Genomic DNA, 16746 nt, shown 5'->3' on the forward strand with positions numbered 1-16746 from the left:
AAAACGAAATATACCAATATTTTCAGAAGTTTTCTTTTTCTGACAATTGGCTTAAGTAAAGTTCCTTATAATAGCCGTCTTCGCTTATTAATTGAGCATGAGTACCTTGCTGTTTAATTTCGCCATTATCAAGGACCAGAATTTTATCTGCATTTTTTGCTGAAGAGATACGATGGCTAACGATAATGGTCGTTACACTGTTGGCTACCCTCTTCAAATTGCCCAGGATCTCTTCTTCTGTTTCTGTGTCAACTGCCGATAAACAATCATCGAAGAGGTAAATTTTCGGATTTTTGATCAGGGCCCGGGCGATAGAAACCCTTTGCTTCTGCCCACCACTCAGGGTAATTCCTCTTTCACCTAGAACAGTGTTGTAGCCCTTGGTGAATTCAGCAATATTATTGTGAACTGCAGCCATTTTTGCCGCTTCCACTACTTCCTGTTCTGAGGCGTCTGCTTTACCAAAGCGAATATTATTTCCGATAGTGTCAGAGAATAAAAATGCATCCTGGGGTACGGTGCCTATACTTTCTCTGAGAGTGTCGAGGTTTACCTCTTGAATGGGGTGTCCGTCAATCAGGATGTCACCCTGAGTTGGGTCATATAAGCGGGCCACAAGTTCAAGAATGGTACTTTTTCCTGCTCCGGTTTTTCCAATTACTGCCAGGGTCTCCCCGGGATCTACAGAAAAGCTGACGTTTTTTAAGGCTGTAATGTTGGTGTCGTCATACGTAAAGCTGACATTGCGAAATTCGATATGCCCTTCAATGTCGACAGCAGGAGTTTCCGGATTGCTGATCTCAGGTTCTTCCTGCAAAAATTCATTGATCCTTTTTTGAGATGCCTCTGCCATTTGCACAATGGAGGTTACCCAACCTACAGTGGCTACCGGCCAGGTGAGCATGTTAACATAGATGATGAATTTCAAAATGACGCCGGTAGTGGCGATCTCTCCGTTGATGTATTGAATACCACCTATATATATGACAAAGAGGTTACTGATACCGATCAAAAGGATCATTAATGGGAAAAACCATGCATTCACCTTAGCCAGAGACATGCTGGTATCTTTTCCTTTGTTGGCAAGGGTGTTCCATTCACCATTAATGCGCCCTTCAATACCATATGCCTTAATCACTGAAACCCCTGAAAAGGTTTCCTGGGTAAAAGTGGATAATTCGGAGAGGAACTCCTGTACCTTGGTGCTTCTCACGTGAATAATACGGCTGATCCTATAGATGAGCACCGAAAGAAAAGGCAGAGGTATCAGGGTGTAGAGTGCCAGTTTAGGGGCGGTGTAAAACATTAGAGGGATCACACAGGCAAACAGGGTCAGGGTCTGGATACTATACATAAGAGCCGGCCCTCCGTACATGCGTACCTTACCTACGTCTTCACTAATGCGATTCATGAGGTCTCCGGTACGGTTCTTCTTGTAAAATCCTAAGCTTAATTTTTCGTATTGATCAAACACCTCATTCTTCATGTCAAACTCAATGTAACGGGAAACATTGATAATGGTTTGCCGCATAAGAAAGGTGAACAAGGCAGACAAGGCGGCAGAACCGATAATGATCAGAATATTTTTAAGAAGCGTGGCTTTTACGGCATCAAGATCCTGGGTGTTATTGAGCAAATAGGATTCGATAGCATCTACAGAATACTGCACATACTCCGGCATGACCAGAGAAAACACCCTGGCTATAATGGTGATAATCACTCCAATGAGCAATTTCCAACGGTATTTCTTAAAGAATTTGTTAATATATCGAAGTTCTTTCATAGTATCTGGTCAAAACAGCTTATTATTGATAATAATGCAATATGGAGTTTGAAACAGGACTTCATATTGGAATATCATTTATTTTTGTTCTAGTTTTTTACGAATGTGAAAATTTAACAAACCAAATAAATTATTCAAAATGGTTTCAGATGTAATAGCTTCGGCTGATATCAAAAAAGTTGACCCGGTATTTGGTCAGCTTTCATTCAATGATCATGAGCAGGTTGTTTTTTGCCAGGACAAAGATACAGGTTTAAAGGCAATAATCGGGATTCATAATACAGTGTTGGGGCCGGCTTTGGGTGGTACCCGTATGTGGAATTATAATAGTGAGTGGGAGGCCTTGAATGATGTACTTCGACTCTCGAGGGGAATGACCTATAAATCAGCTATTACCGGATTGAATCTTGGTGGAGGTAAAGCCGTTATCATTGGTGATGCCAGGACTCAGAAAACACCGGAATTAATGAAGCGATTCGGAGAATTCGTTCACTCTCTAAGTGGAAAATACATTACTGCAGAGGATGTAGGGATGGAAACAGCCGATATGGATACAGTAAGAGAAGTTACTCCTTATGTGACCGGGATCTCTGAAGAAAAAGGGGGAGCGGGTAATCCATCGCCTATTACCGCCTATGGGGTGTTTATGGGGATGAAGGCCGCAGCCAAATATCAGTTCGGCGACGACAGCCTTGAGGATAAAAAAGTATTGGTACAAGGAATTGGCCATGTGGGTGAAACCCTGGTTGACTACCTGACCAATGAAGGGGCTCGTGTGTTTATTTCAGATATTAACCAGGAGCGTTTGTCTGACCTGAGTATTAAATACAAAGCCGGTATCGTCGAAGCGAATGAAGTGTATAATGCCGATGTAGATATCTATGCACCTTGCGCTTTGGGAGCCACCCTGAATGATGAGACCATTGGGCAGTTAAGAGCTAAGGTGGTTGCCGGTGCAGCTAATAACCAATTGGCAGATGAATTTCGTCACGGGGCCATGCTTAAGGAGAGAGGTATTGCCTACGCTCCCGACTTTTTGATCAATGCCGGAGGTATCATTAATGTGTATGCCGAATTGGAAGGTTACGGGAAGCATGAGATCATGAGAAAGACCGAGAAGATCTACAAAACAACCCTGGACATTTTCGCTCACTCTGAACTCAACGGGTGTACTACTCATGAATCAGCCTTGAGCATTGCTCAGGAGCGTATTGATAAAAGAAAAATGGAAGCCAAAAAATAAGAGGGGTTTCTAAAATAGTTTTATTTTTGCAAGGCGAAAGTTGGAATGACTTTCGCCTTAATTTTTTATCATCATAAGTTCTTTCAGATATGTTAACAAGGAGACACATCAGAGTGAAGGTAATGCAGTCGATCTATGCTTTTGTACAGGCCCGTGAATCTGATTTGAAAAAGGAAGAGAAATTCCTCAATGCGAGTATGGAAAATATGTATGGCCTCTACCTTTATCTGCTGGCATTGCTTGTAGAGATTCAAAAACTTGCTGAAGAACAACTTACTCTTTCACAAAAAAAATACCTGGCCACCAACGAAGACAGGAACCCGAATCGCAAGTTCATAGATAATGCCTTGCTAAACCGGCTGCGGCAAGATGAGGGGTTGCAGGAAAAGCTCGATAACAGGTCCTTAAGCTGGGAGCTCGATGATGAGTATGTGAAAATTCTTTGGAATGAGATCAAGGAGAGTAGTGTTTTTAAGGAGTATATGAGCTCGGGTCAAAACAGCTTTGAAGAGGATAAGCGTGTTATCCATGATCTATATCAGGAGATCATAGCCCCTAATGACAAGCTTTTTGAACACCTGGAAGATAAAAAGCTTACCTGGATCGACGACCTCCCATTGGTAAATACACTGATCCTGAAAATGATCAAGAAGCTGAAAGAGAATGCCGGTGAAGATTATTTTATGCCTTCCTTATATAAGGATGCCGATGATATGGAATACGCCAAAAATCTTTTCAGAAAGACCATTCTCAACGATGAGACCATTCAAAAGGAAATAGAAGGGAAAACACCTAATTGGGATACAGAGCGTATTGCTGAAATGGATAGTATTCTGTTAAAGATGGCCATATGTGAATTCCTGAAGTTTCCCTCAATTCCTGTGAAGGTAACCATTAATGAATACCTGGAGATCGCCAAGGAGTATTCTACACCTAAAAGCAGCATTTTTATCAACGGTATACTTGATAAACTGGTAAAGGAATACCAGGCCAACAATTCTCTAAATAAGGTAGGGCGTGGCTTGATGTAATGAAATAATTCTTTACATTTGGCCTCCGGGGTTTTGATTAACCCTTTAGAACGTATACAATTAAATAATCAATAACATCAATTCTATACAATTATGAAAAGAGCGATTTTATTGTCAGGAATGGTAGCCCTAATGGCTTTCACTTCGTGCAAAGACGATGCATCATCAAAGATCAAGAGCGAAAACGTAGAAATGGCCCAGCAGAGAGACGAGGCGAATGCCAAAGTTCCTGCCATGACCTTTGATCAGACTGAGCACGATTTCGGAACCATTGCCAAAGGTACGGCAGTAGAAAAGGTATTTACTTTTACCAATACCGGAGATGCTCCCTTGGTGATCACTGACGCCAGCAGCAGCTGCGGATGTACGATTCCGGAGTATCCTAAGAACGAACCTATCGCACCGGGAGAGAGTGGTGAGATCCTTGTAAAGTTCAACGGAAGCGGTATGAACGAGGTTACTAAAACGGTTCGTATTATTGCCAATACTGAAAAAGGAACTGAGCAGCTTAAGATCAAAGCTTTCGTAGAGGCTCAGCCTGCGCAGTAATTAAGTTGCCTGAATAATAATTATATCAACTATTTTAATGGAGGCATTAAATCAATTTGCTCCCTTTATTCTGATCTTTGCGGTAATGTATTTTTTTATGATCCGTCCGCAGATCAAGAAACAAAAGCAGGAGAAGAAATTTTCACAAGAATTAAAAAAAGGAGACCGTATAATAACCAAAAGCGGACTTCACGGTAAGGTGGTTGACCTTGGAGACGATGAAACCTGTATCATTGAAACCATGGCCGGGAAAATGAAGTTTGAAAGATCGGCCTTGTCGCTTGAGCTTTCTCAAAAACTCAATCCTTCAACACCAAAGAAGAAGTAATAAAAAAAAAGCACCGGTATTTTCCCGGTGCTTTTTTTATCGGTATCTGTCATTAAGACCTTCCCCCTTCAGGATCATATCCCTGATCTTGTTTAGTCGCTTTTGTTTCGTAGCGTCTCTTTTTGCTTCATCAATGTACTCGGCAAACTCTTTTTGCTTGAACGGCGTAAACCCCTCGAAAGCATTTTTCAATTCATCATCAGAAGTCAGTGCTTCTTTCAGCAGGGGAGGCACCTGAAGACTTGAGTTTGCAGTTACTTTGTTTTTAGTAGGGGCAGGATTTGTTTCGGCCCATTTCAAAGTTTCTTCCAGGTATTCCTCTACCAGGGCAAGGTCTATTTGCCCTACATCAGTAAACTTCCACTGACGCATGTATTTTGTTTTACCCTTTTGGGCATTTTGCAAAACGCCCCGGGTATCTTTTAGGGTGGCGCCCTCAAAAAACCAGATGCCGAAATGGTGTTTAAATGCAGACAGGCCCCACCAGGTTTCTGCCGTAAGCAGTATATACCGGAGCCCCCCACTTAATATGCTCTTCAAAAGGTTGTTTCTTCAATGCCCGGCGCAGGAGTTTCAGCCCTTCACTCCATTGAACATGTGTTTCGATATAAGTGTCTACGCTTTTCACCGCTTTTCGTTTCGATATCTATCCGCAGTAAGTTCGGCGATCTTTACAATGACTTCGGTGGCTTTTTCCATACTTTCCAACGGAACGTATTCATAAGGGCCGTGAAAATTATGTCCCCCGGCAAAGATGTTCGGGCAGGGGAGTCCCATATATGATAATTGAGAACCGTCGGTACCTCCTCTTATGGGTTTTATGATGGGGGTTATACCAATGGCTTTCATAGCCTGTTCTGCGATATCTACGATATGCATTACAGGCTCTACCTTTTCTTTCATATTGAAATACTGGTCTTTGATCTCCAGTGTGGCAACAGCACCGTATTTGGAGTTGAGGTCGTCAATGATCTTTTTGAGCAGGTTCTTTCTGCCCTCAAAAAGGTCCTTGTCATGGTCTCTTATAATGCCTTTTACTTCGGTGTGTTCAACGTCGCCGTTGATCTCGTAAAAGTGAAAGAATCCTTCCCTGCCGCTTGTTTTTTGCGGTACTTCATTCTCAGGTAAGGCAGCGAGGAATTCATGGGCAAAAAGCACGGAGTTCTTCATCTTGCCTTTAGCATATCCGGGGTGAACACTTTTTCCCTTAAAGCGTATAGAAGCCCCGGCAGCATTGAAGTTTTCGTATTCCAATTCACCGATCTGGGAACCGTCCATGGTATAGGCCCAGTCTGCTCCGAATTTTTCAACATCGAACTTATGCGCCCCTCTCCCGATCTCTTCGTCCGGGGTAAAACCTACCCTGATGCTCCCGTGTTTGATCTCCGGATGTTCCAAAAGGTATTCCATCGCACTCATGATCTCTGTGATCCCGGCCTTATCATCGGCTCCGAGCAGGGTGGTACCGTCTGTAGTGATCAGGGTTTGCCCCTTGTAGAGTTTGAGGTCTTCAAAGTAGTCAGGAGAAAGGATCATCTCTCCCTCTTTGTCAAGGCGGATATCTCCTCCGTCGTAATTCTCTATGATCTGTGGTTTTACATGGGTTCCGGAATAATCGGGGGTGGTGTCAAAATGAGCAATGAAACCGATCACGGGAACCTCATGGTCAACATTAGAAGGCAGGGTAGCCATGATGTAGGCGTGTTCATCAATGGTGACGTCTTCCATACCCATCTCGCGGAGTTCATCAGCCAATTTATTGGCCAGATCCCATTGTTTTTTGGTACTTGGAGTGGTCTCAGAATCCGGGTCGCTCTGGGTGTCTATGGTGACATAGCTTATAAATCGATCTTTGATATTTTTCATCGGAAAAGTTTTTCCAAAAATACTATTTCATAGCCAGTTATTATGGGTATAATCCTTCAAAAAAGCTTCATTATGTAGCAGGTTTCATTTATTTTTGCCCAAACTCAGCGCTACATGTATAAATCCCTGATTCGTCCGTTGCTTTTTCAATTTGATCCTGAAAAAGTTCACCATTTTACCTTTAGCACCGTTAAGTTATTTCACCGTATTCCGGGCATTCCTGCCCTTATCAGGAGTTGTTACCGGGTGGAGGATAGAAGGCTGGAAAGAGAGGTTTTCGGATTAAAATTCAAGAACCCGGTTGGATTAGCCGCGGGTTTTGATAAGGATGCAAAATTGTTTAATGAGCTTTCTGACTTTGGTTTCGGATTTATAGAGATCGGCACCCTGACACCAAAGCCTCAGCCGGGGAACCCTAAAAAGAGATTGTTCCGTCTGAAAGCCGACCAGGCCATCATCAACCGAATGGGTTTTAATAATGGTGGAGTCGAAGAGGCAGTAGAGCGATTAAAAAAGAATAAGGGTGTTCTTATTGGCGGTAACATCGGTAAGAACAAGGTGACTCCTAATGAACAGGCGGTCAATGATTACATTCTTGCCTTCAATGCGCTGTTTGATCACGTAGATTATTTTGTAGTTAATGTAAGCTCCCCGAATACTCCTAACCTGAGAGCGCTTCAGGATAAGGAGCCGCTGACCAACCTGTTGAATACGCTTCAATCACTCAATGCTAAAAAGGAAACGCCAAAACCTATCTTACTTAAGATAGCTCCTGATCTCAATGAAGATCAATTAACCGACATTATTGATATTGTAAGCGATGCCGGAATTGCCGGGGTTATTGCTACCAATACCACCATAGGAAGAGAAGGTTTGCGGGATGGAAATAAGGAAGAAACCGGTGGATTAAGCGGTAAGCCATTAACAGACAGGTCTACAGAGGTGATACGCTTTCTTGCAGAAAAAAGTAATAAAGCTTTCCCGATCATCGGGGTAGGCGGTATCCACTCTGCTGATGATGCTATTGCTAAGCTCGAAGCCGGGGCAGACCTGGTACAGCTCTATACAGGCTTCATCTATGAAGGGCCGGCCCTGATCAAAGCTATCAATAAGAAACTACTGGATTAACCTTGAATACCGAGATCCTTTACGCCTTTATCCTTTCTTCGGGTATACTGGCCATCTCTCCGGGGCCCGATAATATCTATGTGTTGCTGCAAAGCCTGGTACATGGTGTTAAATATGGTCTGGCAACCGTAGCCGGGTTGATGACAGGTTGTATCATTCATACTTCCCTGGTAGCCTTTGGCGTTTCAGCAGTGATCAAACAAAGTCCCTGGTTATTCATGGCGATAAAGATCTTCGGTGCCTGCTATTTATTCTTTCTGGCATGGAAGGTGTTTCAAAGTGACGGGAATATTGACCTGAACTCGGCCCGGGTAAAAAAGAAATCCCCCGGAGGCTTATTTGTTCAGGGCTTTTTTATGAATGTCCTGAATCCTAAAGTTTCTATCTTTTTTTTAGCCTTCTTTCCGGGATTTCTCTTTAGTAAAGAACTCGATACTGTTTGGCAGTTCTATATCCTTGGAGGTCTCTTCATTATTGTTTCAGCAGTGATCTTTTCTTCGATAGCTGTTATGGCCGGAAAGATATCAGGATATCTTCGCGGGCACCGTAAGAGTGGCCTTGTGCTGAAATGGGCACAGATCATTGTTTTTGTATTGATAGGTTTCTTTATTCTACTATCAGAAAATTAATTGCTAATAGGGTAGAGGTTCGTTATCTTTGATCGAATCTCGAAACTATGGGTAAAGACCGATTTCTCATCTTCGATATGGATGGGGTACTAATTAACAGTGAGCCTTTTCATAAGGAGGTTTTGGAGGCGGTATTCAGGTCTCAAGGCCTTCCGATGACCGGTGCCTATTACAACAGTCTGGTGGGAATGTCTAACCGGGCCATTTGGGAAAAGGCTGTTAAGGATCACGGCTTAAAGCAATCTACCGATAATTTAATGAATTATCATATGGAGGTGTTTTTTGAGATGCTGGAGAGTCGCACTATCCCTCAGCCGGAAGGAATGCCGGAGTTTTTAGAAAGGGTAAGGAATTCAGATATACGCTGTTCCCTGGCTTCATCTTCTCCTGTGAAACTGATCAATGAGTTCGTAAGACGTCTGCAGATCGATTCTTTGCTCGATCATAAGGTTAGCGGGGAAGATCTGCCCAGAAGTAAACCTTTTCCGGATATTTTTCTTCGCGTGAGTGCATTATATGGAGCAGATCCGGCTGATTTCTGGGTGATCGAAGATAGTGCCCACGGGGTGAAAGCGGCCTTGGCGGCCGGCATGCAATGTATTGGTTATCGCAATCCGGATTCAGGAAATCAAGACCTCTCTGCGGCTCATATCGAGATCGATCATTTTGATGAGCTCAATGAGAAGTTGCTACGAAAGCTATGGAGTTAAAGGATAAAGTAAAGATCATAGAATGCCCTAGAGATGCCATGCAAGGCATCCGTGATTTTATTCCTACCGAGAAAAAGGCTGCTTATATACAGGCCTTGCTTCGATGTGGTTTTGATACTATTGATTTCGGGAGTTTTGTTTCACCAAGGGCGATACCGCAAATGCGTGATACAGCTGAGGTGCTGGAAATGCTGGATCTTAGTGCCACCTCCAGTAAGTTGCTCGCCATCGTGGCCAATGTAAGGGGGGCGAACGATGCCTGCTATTTTGATCAGATCGATTACCTGGGGTATCCCTTTTCTATTTCTGAAAACTTTCAAATGCGGAATACCCATAAGACCATAGACGAAAGTATTGAGGTGTTAGAGGAGATCCTGGAGATAGCCGACAGGTCGGGGAAAGAGGTGGTGGCCTATTTGTCAATGGGATTCGGAAACCCCTACGGAGACCCCTGGAATGTGGAGATCGTAGGGCGGTGGACAGAACGTCTCTATAAGATGGGGGTAAAGATCCTCTCTTTATCAGATACGGTAGGGAGCTCAACTCCTGAAGTTATAGAATACCTCTTCTCTCAATTGATCCCGGCCTATCCGAAAATGGAATTCGGGGCTCACTTGCATACCACCCCTGATTCCTGGTTTGAAAAAACAGATGCCGCCTATAAGGCAGGATGCCGCAGATTTGACGGCGCCATACAAGGGCGCGGAGGCTGCCCGATGGCTAAGGATGAACTTACAGGTAATATGCCGACAGAGAAGTTGATCTCCTATTTTAACAAGGTAAAAGCCGATACCAATGTCGGAGCTATGAGCTTTGAAAGTGCCTACAATGAAGCCTTAAAGATCTTTACCAACTATTATTAATTGATCTTATCATAACTGTTAGGAATATTAGTTATTTTTATTTGAATTTATTCTAAATAAGTTTTTTCAACCCCAATTTGTTCTGTATTTTTGCGCACAGATAATTTTGTTATTTGTAATTAATCTAAATAAATATGCGTAAATATATACTTGGAGCTGCGGCTCTTTCCCTGACTCTTTTATCTTGTTCAAATGATGATGATGCTTGTGATAATTGCGGTATTGAAGCACCTGCATCTTACGAATTTACCAGAAACGGTGCCTCAACGGTGAGCTTTAGCGGGCAAACTACCAGGATCCTGATGGCTGAAGAATTAATTGCCGGATTGCTTGACCCGGCAAAAGATGCGGCAACCTTAACTGCTATGTTTACCCATGCAGAAGGTGATGCTGATTTTAGTTCTACTGAACTGAATTCATCGGACAAGAACATATATAGTAAAACTGCTGCGTCCAGAGACTTTTTCTCTACAAATACAACCCTTTCCAACCAGATCAAGTCCGATTTTCAAGGCTGGATCGATGCCCAGGTTGAGGAGGTTTATCCCGTTTGGCAGCAGGAGGCGGCTCCAAATGTTCCCGGTTTTATCCAGGAAGCCGGCGGTGGGGCTACCCGATATGTAAATGCGAAAGGGCTGGAGTATGACCAGGCCTTTGCTAAAGGTTTGATCGGAGCTTTAATGACCGATCAGATGTTGAATAATTACCTGAGTGTTTCTGTGCTTGACGAAGGAAGCAATATAGAGAATAACAATGCCGGTATTACCGAAGAGGGCAAGTCATATACCACCATGGAACATAAATGGGATGAGGCTTACGGTTATCTTTACGGTACTTCTGCAAGTCCGGCCAATCCCGGATTAGGTGAAGACTCCTTCCTTAGTAAATACCTTGGTCGGGTAGAAGGAGATGAGGATTTTGCAGGTATTGCCGATGAGATCTTTGATGCTTTTGCCCTGGGGCGTCAAGCCATCACCGATAAGGATTATGAACTGCGCGATATTCAGGCAAATATTATTCGCGAGAAGATCTCTGAGATCATTGCTATCAGAGCGGTTTACTACCTCGAGTATGGTAAAGACGCTATGCAGGCGGGTGATATGGGAGCGGCCTTCCATGATCTATCGGAAGGATTCGGATTTATTTACAGCCTTCAGTTTACCAGGATGCCCGGCACCAATGCTCCTTATTTTACCAGTGAAGAGGTCAATGCATACCTGGAAACCCTTATGGCCGGCAACGGATTTTGGGATGTTGATGCAGCCACCCTTGAGTCGATGGCTTCAGAGATCGCTTCCAGATTTGATTTTACGGTAGCAGAGGCACTATAAAAGATTAAAAGGATCTATTAAATACATGTTAGTTATGAATTTTATCAAAGGTATCACGATTATAACAGTCTTTATGGCTCTTGTAGGGTGTAGCAGCAGTAGTGATGGGGATGGAGGAACACAGCCTGCTGATAATTTTGATCGTCAGGCCATGCTGGAGCACTGGGCAGACAATATTATCATCCCGGCTTTTGAAGACCTGCAACTCGAATTAACAGCACTCTCTGCAGCTAAAGATGATTTTGTAGCCGAACCCGGAGAGGCAACCCTGTTTGCCCTTAGAGAACAATGGCTGGAAGCGTATAAGACCTGGCAATATGTTGAGATGTTTAATATAGGGCAGGCAGAAACCATGTTCTATGCTTTCCAAATGAATATTTACCCTGTTACTGTTGCTGATATTGAAAGTAATATCGCCACAGGAACCTACGATCTCAGAAGTGTGAACAATAATGATGCAGTAGGGTTTCCGGCGATGGATTATCTGCTGCACGGACTGGGTGCAGACGATGCTGAAATATTAGCCCGATATACCACCGCAGAAGGCGCAGAAGGGACCAGGAAGTATTTATCTGATGTTACTGATGAAATGTTAGCGTTGACCGGAGAAGTACTTGAAGATTGGAGGTCGAATTACCGTGATACCTTTGTGGCTAACCTGAACAACAATGCTACCGGATCTGTAAACAAACTCACCAACGATTTCATTTTTTATTATGAGAAAGGACTCAGAGCAAATAAGTTCGGTATTCCTGCCGGGAATTTCTCTGCTACTCCCTTTCCGGAAAAGGTAGAAGCCTATTACAGTACTGAGGTTTCAAAAACCCTTGCCTTAAATGCCTTGAATGCAGTACAGGATTTCTTTAACGGTAAATCGTATGGTACCTCAGGTACCGGAAGCAGTTTCACGGCTTACCTGGATTATCTGCGAGAGCTTCAGGGGGGTGATGATCTGAGCGCCGCCATCAACCAACAATTGAATACTGCACGAGAGCAGATCCAGACCCTTGACGATAATTTCTCAAGACAGATAGAGACCGATAATACCATGATGACAAAGGCCTACGATGAGCTGCAAAAGGCGGTCGTACTCCTTAAAGTGGATATGGTACAAAAGTTGAATATTACCATCGATTATGTAGATGCAGATGGTGATTGATCCTGGTAAAGTATTAGAATAAAAAGTTTGGATTCCCCGGCCGATTGCCGGGGGTTCCTGTTTATATGGGTATTGATCTGAATACATATTTCCGCAAGCAAACGGATGTGGCTCCCCTGGTGGTTTTCAGGATGTTCTTTGGGGTCATGATGTTTCTCAGTGTCCTGCGATTCTGGGCTAATGGGTGGATAGAAAAACTCTACCTCGAGCCTGAATTTCATTTCACCTATTACGGCTTTGAATGGGTCAGGGTGCCGGGAGCCTATACCTATCTTATCTTCCTGCTTTGTGCATTGTCTGCCCTTGGCATTGCCCTGGGATACCGCTACAAATGGTCGGTGCTGCTGTTTTTTCTGTCTTTTACCTACATCGAATTGATGGATAAAACCACCTATTTAAATCACTATTACTTTATAAGTCTTCTCAGCTTTCTGTTGTTTTTTCTACCTGCTGCGGCCCGCTTTTCTTTGGATGCCCAACGACAGGGGAAACTCTATCTGAAGGTACCGGCCTGGAACATAGATGCCGTTAAGTTAATGCTGGGCATTGTGTATTTTTATGCCGGTTTGGCCAAGATAAATTCAGACTGGCTTTTTCGCGCCATGCCTCTTAAGATCTGGCTGCCCTCTAAATTTGATCTCCCGCTTATTGGAGACAGCCTGTTGCAGCAGGAATGGTTTAATTTTGCGATGAGCTGGGCAGGAATGATCTACGATCTTGCGATCCCGTTTCTACTGCTTTATAAAAGAACCCGGCTATTTGCTTTTGCCCTGGTCGTATTTTTTCATGTTTTTACGCGAGTGCTTTTTCCTATAGGTATGTTTCCGTATATCATGATCGTTTCTGCCCTGATATTCTTTGACGCGGGGGTGCACCATAGGATCATGGAAATCGTGAAGCGTATAGGTACTGCATTAGGCCGAAAGCGTCCCACTCCTCCATTACAGGTTATTCCCGAGTACCGTTTACCGATATTACAGGAGAAGCTGATAAAACCCCTACTGATGGTGTTCTTTGTTATCCAATTGCTGTTGCCTTTTCGATATCTACTCTATCCGGGTGAACTGTTCTGGACCGAAGAGGGCTTTCGGTTCTCATGGCGCGTCATGCTGATGGATAAGGTTGGGTATACCACCTTTACCATTGTAGACGGGAAGACGGGGAAATCATTTGAGGTTGATAACACCGATTTTTTAACCTCTTTTCAGGAAAAGCAAATGAGTTTTCAACCCGACTTTATTTTGGAATACGCTCATTACCTGGGCGATCATTTTAAGGCACAGGGACATCAGAACGTTGAGGTATACGCCAGGAGTTATGTGGCCCTGAACGGAAGAAAAAGCACTCCTTTTGTAGAGGAGGACAGAGACCTCTATAAAGAGAAAGAATCGTTTAAACATAAAGATTGGATAATCCCTTTTAAAGATGAGATCAAAGGCCTTTAAGTTTCTAGTTTTATTTTTGATCAGTACCTCAGTATTTTCCCAGGTGGAGGTGAAAGGGCGAATCACCGACGCTGAAAATGGTGAGCCCCTGCCTTTTGTAGAGGTTTATGACAAGGCCAGGGGGCTTTTGACTTCCTCTGATGCCGAAGGTTATTATAGTTTCACCACCACAAAAACGGAACTAACCCTGATATTCTTATCCTATGCCCATGAGATCAAAGAAGAGGTCCTTTTGTTGGACGGCCAGGATAAGGAGTTGAATATTCTCCTTGAGACCCTTACAGTTGCACTTACCGAGGTAGAGGTAACCGCTCGCAGAAAAAGGGTATTTGAACTATCCCGATTGAAAGATGTGGAAGGCACAGCCATCTATGCAGGTAAGAAGACCGAGGTGGTTTTGGTAGACCAATCAATGGCCAACCTGGCTACCAACAATGCCCGGCAGATCTACAGCAAGGTGGCCGGATTAAATATTTACCAGAATGACGATGCCGGCCTGCAGTTGAACATTGGAGGTCGTGGCCTGGATCCTAATCGTACCTCTAACTTTAATACCCGGCAGAACGGTTACGATATCAGTGCCGACGTATTGGGATATCCTGAAAGTTATTATTCTCCGGCTGCCGAAGGTATAGAAGAAATTCAAGTAGTTCGCGGCGCGGCCTCCTTACAGTACGGTACCCAGTTTGGGGGGCTGGTGAACTTTAAGATGAAGCAGCCTGTAGCAGATAAACCCCTGGAGGTAATTACCAGGAATACCACGGGAAGCTATGGACTCTACACTAATTTTACCAGTGTAAGCGGCTCAGCAGATAAATGGCATTACTATACCTTCTTTAATTACAAAACAGGCGATGGCTTCAGGCCTAATTCTGAATTCGAATCTAAAAATGTCTACGCCTACCTGGGTTATGATCTCAGCGAAAAGACCACCCTGTCCGGTGAGGTTACCTACCTGCGCTATCTGGCAAAACAGGGAGGGGGGCTTACCGATCTGATGTTCGAGCAGGATCCGTTTCAAAGTAACAGAAGCAGAAACTGGTTTGAGGTAGATTGGTTTTTGTACAACCTTAAGCTGGACCATGCTATTTCTGAGAACACCAATTTTACCTTCAACTTTTTTGGACTCGATGCTTCCAGGTATGCGCTTGGTTTTCGAACCAACAGGGTAGATCAGGTAGATCCGGGTACGGAGCGGGATCTCATACAAGGAGACTTTAAGAATTATGGTTTTGAGTCAAGATTCCTGAGTAATTATACCCTGTTAGACCGTAAGGCAACTTTTCTGACGGGAATAAAATTCTACAATGCGGATAACTTTCAGAAACAAGGTCCCGGGAGTGATGGGACCGGCCCTGATTTCAGGTTCTATGAAGACGATTTCCCCAATTATCCGCAACAGTCTCAATTTGATCTGCCCAATTTGAACCTGGCCTGGTTTGGAGAGCATATTTTTTATCTGAGCGACCAATTTTCAGTGACCCCGGGATTTCGTCTTGAATATATAAGAACGAAAAGTGAAGGGTTCTTCAAGCGTATAAATACTGATGCAGCCGGTAATGTGATCTTTGAGGAAACCGTTGAAGACAACAGGGATTTTGAAAGAGACTTCCTTTTATTGGGAGTCGGGTTTAGTTATAAACCTTCAAGGTTGTTTGAGGCCTATGCCAATATATCACAGAATTACCGCTCTGTAACTTTTTCCGATATCAATATTAATAATCCGGCCTTTGCCGTATCGCCTGATATTACTGATGAGAGGGGGTATACGGTAGATGTTGGGCTGAGAGGTAATTACAAAGGGGTCTTAAGTTATGACCTGAGTACTTTTGCCATGTTCTACAATGACCGTATAGGTTTTGTTCAAAAGGCTTTGAGTGATGGACGGGTGATCAGCGAACGCGGTAATGTGGGAGACGCCGTAATGCTGGGGCTGGAATCCTTATTTGAAACCGATCTTGCAAAACTCTCAGGATGGGGTGGTGACTACTCCTGGAGTTATTTCCTGAACCTGGCAATGATACGATCAGAATATACCAGGTCTGAGCAGCCCGGCATTGAAGGAAACCAAGTGGAATTTGTACCCGATGTAAACCTTAAAACAGGGATGCAGTTCGGATACAGAAACCTGAGAGCAAATGTTCAATATACCTACCTCTCCCGCCAATTTACCGATGCCACCAATTCTGTGGCAGCTAATATTAGCGGAGTGATAGGAGAGATCCCGGCTTATGATATACTGGATGTATCGCTGTCATATACCTACCGGTTCCTTAAACTGGAGACGGGAGTGAATAACCTTCTTGATAATATTTATTTTACCCGGAGAGCAACCGGGTATCCCGGACCGGGGATCATACCTTCTGCGCCCAGAAATTGGTATGTATCTTTCCAGGTGAAATTGTGATCCGTCTATCCCGGAAGTTCTTCTTTCATGCTGTTGCCTTTGGTGCCCAGTCAGCGCATAGCATTTCAGGTGCCGCTTGCTTCGGATGTGGGCAGTCTTCTTTATGGTAACGAATACATGTCAGGCACTGCATGACGTTCTTTACCTCTGCACGCATCATAAAACTGTCGCAGGTATGTCTTCCTGTTACAGGAATATTATGCAAGGTACATAAGGAGTCATTTTTAAGGTTTGAGCAGTTGGTACAATTACTTGCTAATCGAATGGCCATAAC

General features: G+C 43.7%; 16 protein-coding genes. 12 read left to right on the plus strand and 4 right to left on the minus strand.

The annotated features are described in order from the left end of the window. Window positions 1-22: 22 nt before the first annotated feature. Window positions 23-1783 carry an ABC transporter ATP-binding protein gene (locus E7Z59_RS14695; RefSeq protein ID WP_136337111.1) on the minus strand — a complete coding sequence of 587 codons (1761 nt, stop codon included), beginning with the start codon at window positions 1781-1783 and terminating at the stop codon, window positions 23-25. Between the two features lie 139 nt (window positions 1784-1922). On the opposite strand from E7Z59_RS14695, the gene E7Z59_RS14700 reads away from it, so the two are divergent. From E7Z59_RS14700 to yajC, 4 genes are all read left to right on the plus strand, one after another. After that, window positions 1923-3026, plus strand: coding sequence for a Leu/Phe/Val dehydrogenase (locus E7Z59_RS14700; RefSeq protein WP_136337112.1), 1104 nt, complete (start codon window positions 1923-1925; stop codon window positions 3024-3026). An 89-nt stretch (window positions 3027-3115) separates the two neighbouring features. Further along, a complete protein-coding gene (nusB, locus tag E7Z59_RS14705; RefSeq protein ID WP_242015687.1) occupies window positions 3116-4057 on the plus strand; it encodes a transcription antitermination factor NusB in 942 nt (313 codons plus the stop codon). A gap of 93 nt (window positions 4058-4150) precedes the next feature. Continuing rightward, complete coding sequence (locus E7Z59_RS14710; protein WP_136337113.1) at window positions 4151-4606, plus strand: DUF1573 domain-containing protein; 456 nt, start codon at window positions 4151-4153, stop codon at window positions 4604-4606. 37 nt (window positions 4607-4643) lie between these two features. Continuing rightward, window positions 4644-4934, plus strand: coding sequence for a preprotein translocase subunit YajC (yajC, locus tag E7Z59_RS14715; RefSeq protein WP_136337114.1), 291 nt, complete (start codon window positions 4644-4646; stop codon window positions 4932-4934). Between the two features lie 36 nt (window positions 4935-4970). Here the strand turns inward: yajC and E7Z59_RS14720 are convergent, their stop codons facing one another. Together E7Z59_RS14720 and pepT are read right to left on the minus strand one after the other, a co-directional pair. Beyond that, window positions 4971-5474, minus strand: a complete 504-nt coding sequence (locus E7Z59_RS14720; protein WP_199287191.1) for a YdeI/OmpD-associated family protein — start codon at window positions 5472-5474, stop codon at window positions 4971-4973. An 84-nt stretch (window positions 5475-5558) separates the two neighbouring features. Next, entirely contained in the window at window positions 5559-6800 is a 1242-nt protein-coding gene (gene pepT / locus E7Z59_RS14725) for a peptidase T (RefSeq protein ID WP_136337115.1), read from the minus strand. A gap of 114 nt (window positions 6801-6914) precedes the next feature. On the opposite strand from pepT, the gene E7Z59_RS14730 reads away from it, so the two are divergent. The 8 genes from E7Z59_RS14730 (at window position 6915) to E7Z59_RS14765 (ending at window position 16472) form a co-directional block, all read left to right on the plus strand. Beyond that, entirely contained in the window at window positions 6915-7928 is a 1014-nt protein-coding gene (locus E7Z59_RS14730) for a quinone-dependent dihydroorotate dehydrogenase (RefSeq protein WP_136337116.1), read from the plus strand. A 2-nt stretch (window positions 7929-7930) separates the two neighbouring features. Continuing rightward, a complete protein-coding gene (locus E7Z59_RS14735; protein ID WP_136337117.1) occupies window positions 7931-8557 on the plus strand; it encodes a LysE family translocator in 627 nt (208 codons plus the stop codon). Between the two features lie 47 nt (window positions 8558-8604). Further along, the gene (locus tag E7Z59_RS14740) at window positions 8605-9267 is read left to right on the plus strand and encodes an HAD family hydrolase (protein WP_136337118.1); all 663 of its coding nucleotides are present in this window, start codon (window positions 8605-8607) and stop codon (window positions 9265-9267) included. After that, window positions 9258-10130 (plus strand): hydroxymethylglutaryl-CoA lyase, encoded by an 873-nt coding sequence (locus tag E7Z59_RS14745; protein ID WP_136337119.1) that lies wholly within the window; start codon window positions 9258-9260, stop codon window positions 10128-10130. Before E7Z59_RS14740 ends, E7Z59_RS14745 begins: the two co-directional genes overlap by 10 nt. A gap of 134 nt (window positions 10131-10264) precedes the next feature. After that, a complete protein-coding gene (locus tag E7Z59_RS14750) occupies window positions 10265-11461 on the plus strand; it encodes a DUF4856 domain-containing protein (protein WP_136337120.1) in 1197 nt (398 codons plus the stop codon). Window positions 11462-11495: 34 nt separating this feature from the next. Further along, entirely contained in the window at window positions 11496-12620 is a 1125-nt protein-coding gene (locus E7Z59_RS14755) for an imelysin family protein (RefSeq protein ID WP_136337121.1), read from the plus strand. Window positions 12621-12685: 65 nt separating this feature from the next. After that, on the plus strand, window positions 12686-14065 hold the full coding sequence (locus tag E7Z59_RS14760; protein WP_136337122.1) for an HTTM domain-containing protein: 1380 nt from the start codon (window positions 12686-12688) through the stop codon (window positions 14063-14065). Beyond that, window positions 14046-16472: a TonB-dependent receptor gene (locus E7Z59_RS14765; protein ID WP_136337123.1), complete on the plus strand. Its 2427-nt coding sequence runs from the start codon at window positions 14046-14048 to the stop codon at window positions 16470-16472. The genes E7Z59_RS14760 and E7Z59_RS14765 overlap by 20 nt, the downstream gene beginning before the upstream one ends. Before the next feature lie 25 nt (window positions 16473-16497). Here the strand turns inward: E7Z59_RS14765 and E7Z59_RS14770 are convergent, their stop codons facing one another. Beyond that, the gene (locus tag E7Z59_RS14770) at window positions 16498-16743 is read right to left on the minus strand and encodes a hypothetical protein (RefSeq protein WP_136337124.1); all 246 of its coding nucleotides are present in this window, start codon (window positions 16741-16743) and stop codon (window positions 16498-16500) included. Window positions 16744-16746: the final 3 nt, after the last annotated feature.

The organism is Robertkochia marina, assembly GCF_004799345.1.
Lineage (GTDB): Bacteria > Bacteroidota > Bacteroidia > Flavobacteriales > Flavobacteriaceae > Robertkochia > Robertkochia marina.

What these genes read in the sequence shown, in the direction of transcription:
- E7Z59_RS14760 (WP_136337122.1), top strand. Translation starts at nt 12,686, where the DNA reads ATGGGTATTGATCTGAATACATATTTCCGCAAGCAAACGGATGTGGCT.
- nusB (WP_242015687.1), top strand. Translation starts at nt 3,116, where the DNA reads ATGTTAACAAGGAGACACATCAGAGTGAAGGTAATGCAGTCGATCTAT.
- E7Z59_RS14700 (WP_136337112.1), top strand. Translation starts at nt 1,923, where the DNA reads ATGGTTTCAGATGTAATAGCTTCGGCTGATATCAAAAAAGTTGACCCG.
- E7Z59_RS14740 (WP_136337118.1), top strand. Translation starts at nt 8,605, where the DNA reads ATGGGTAAAGACCGATTTCTCATCTTCGATATGGATGGGGTACTAATT.
- E7Z59_RS14755 (WP_136337121.1), top strand. Translation starts at nt 11,496, where the DNA reads ATGAATTTTATCAAAGGTATCACGATTATAACAGTCTTTATGGCTCTT.
- E7Z59_RS14745 (WP_136337119.1), top strand. Translation starts at nt 9,258, where the DNA reads ATGGAGTTAAAGGATAAAGTAAAGATCATAGAATGCCCTAGAGATGCC.
- E7Z59_RS14710 (WP_136337113.1), top strand. Translation starts at nt 4,151, where the DNA reads ATGAAAAGAGCGATTTTATTGTCAGGAATGGTAGCCCTAATGGCTTTC.
- E7Z59_RS14695 (WP_136337111.1), bottom strand. Translation starts at nt 1,783, where the DNA reads ATGAAAGAACTTCGATATATTAACAAATTCTTTAAGAAATACCGTTGG.
- E7Z59_RS14770 (WP_136337124.1), bottom strand. Translation starts at nt 16,743, where the DNA reads ATGGCCATTCGATTAGCAAGTAATTGTACCAACTGCTCAAACCTTAAA.
- yajC (WP_136337114.1), top strand. Translation starts at nt 4,644, where the DNA reads ATGGAGGCATTAAATCAATTTGCTCCCTTTATTCTGATCTTTGCGGTA.
- E7Z59_RS14730 (WP_136337116.1), top strand. Translation starts at nt 6,915, where the DNA reads ATGTATAAATCCCTGATTCGTCCGTTGCTTTTTCAATTTGATCCTGAA.
- pepT (WP_136337115.1), bottom strand. Translation starts at nt 6,800, where the DNA reads ATGAAAAATATCAAAGATCGATTTATAAGCTATGTCACCATAGACACC.
- E7Z59_RS14750 (WP_136337120.1), top strand. Translation starts at nt 10,265, where the DNA reads ATGCGTAAATATATACTTGGAGCTGCGGCTCTTTCCCTGACTCTTTTA.
- E7Z59_RS14765 (WP_136337123.1), top strand. Translation starts at nt 14,046, where the DNA reads ATGAGATCAAAGGCCTTTAAGTTTCTAGTTTTATTTTTGATCAGTACC.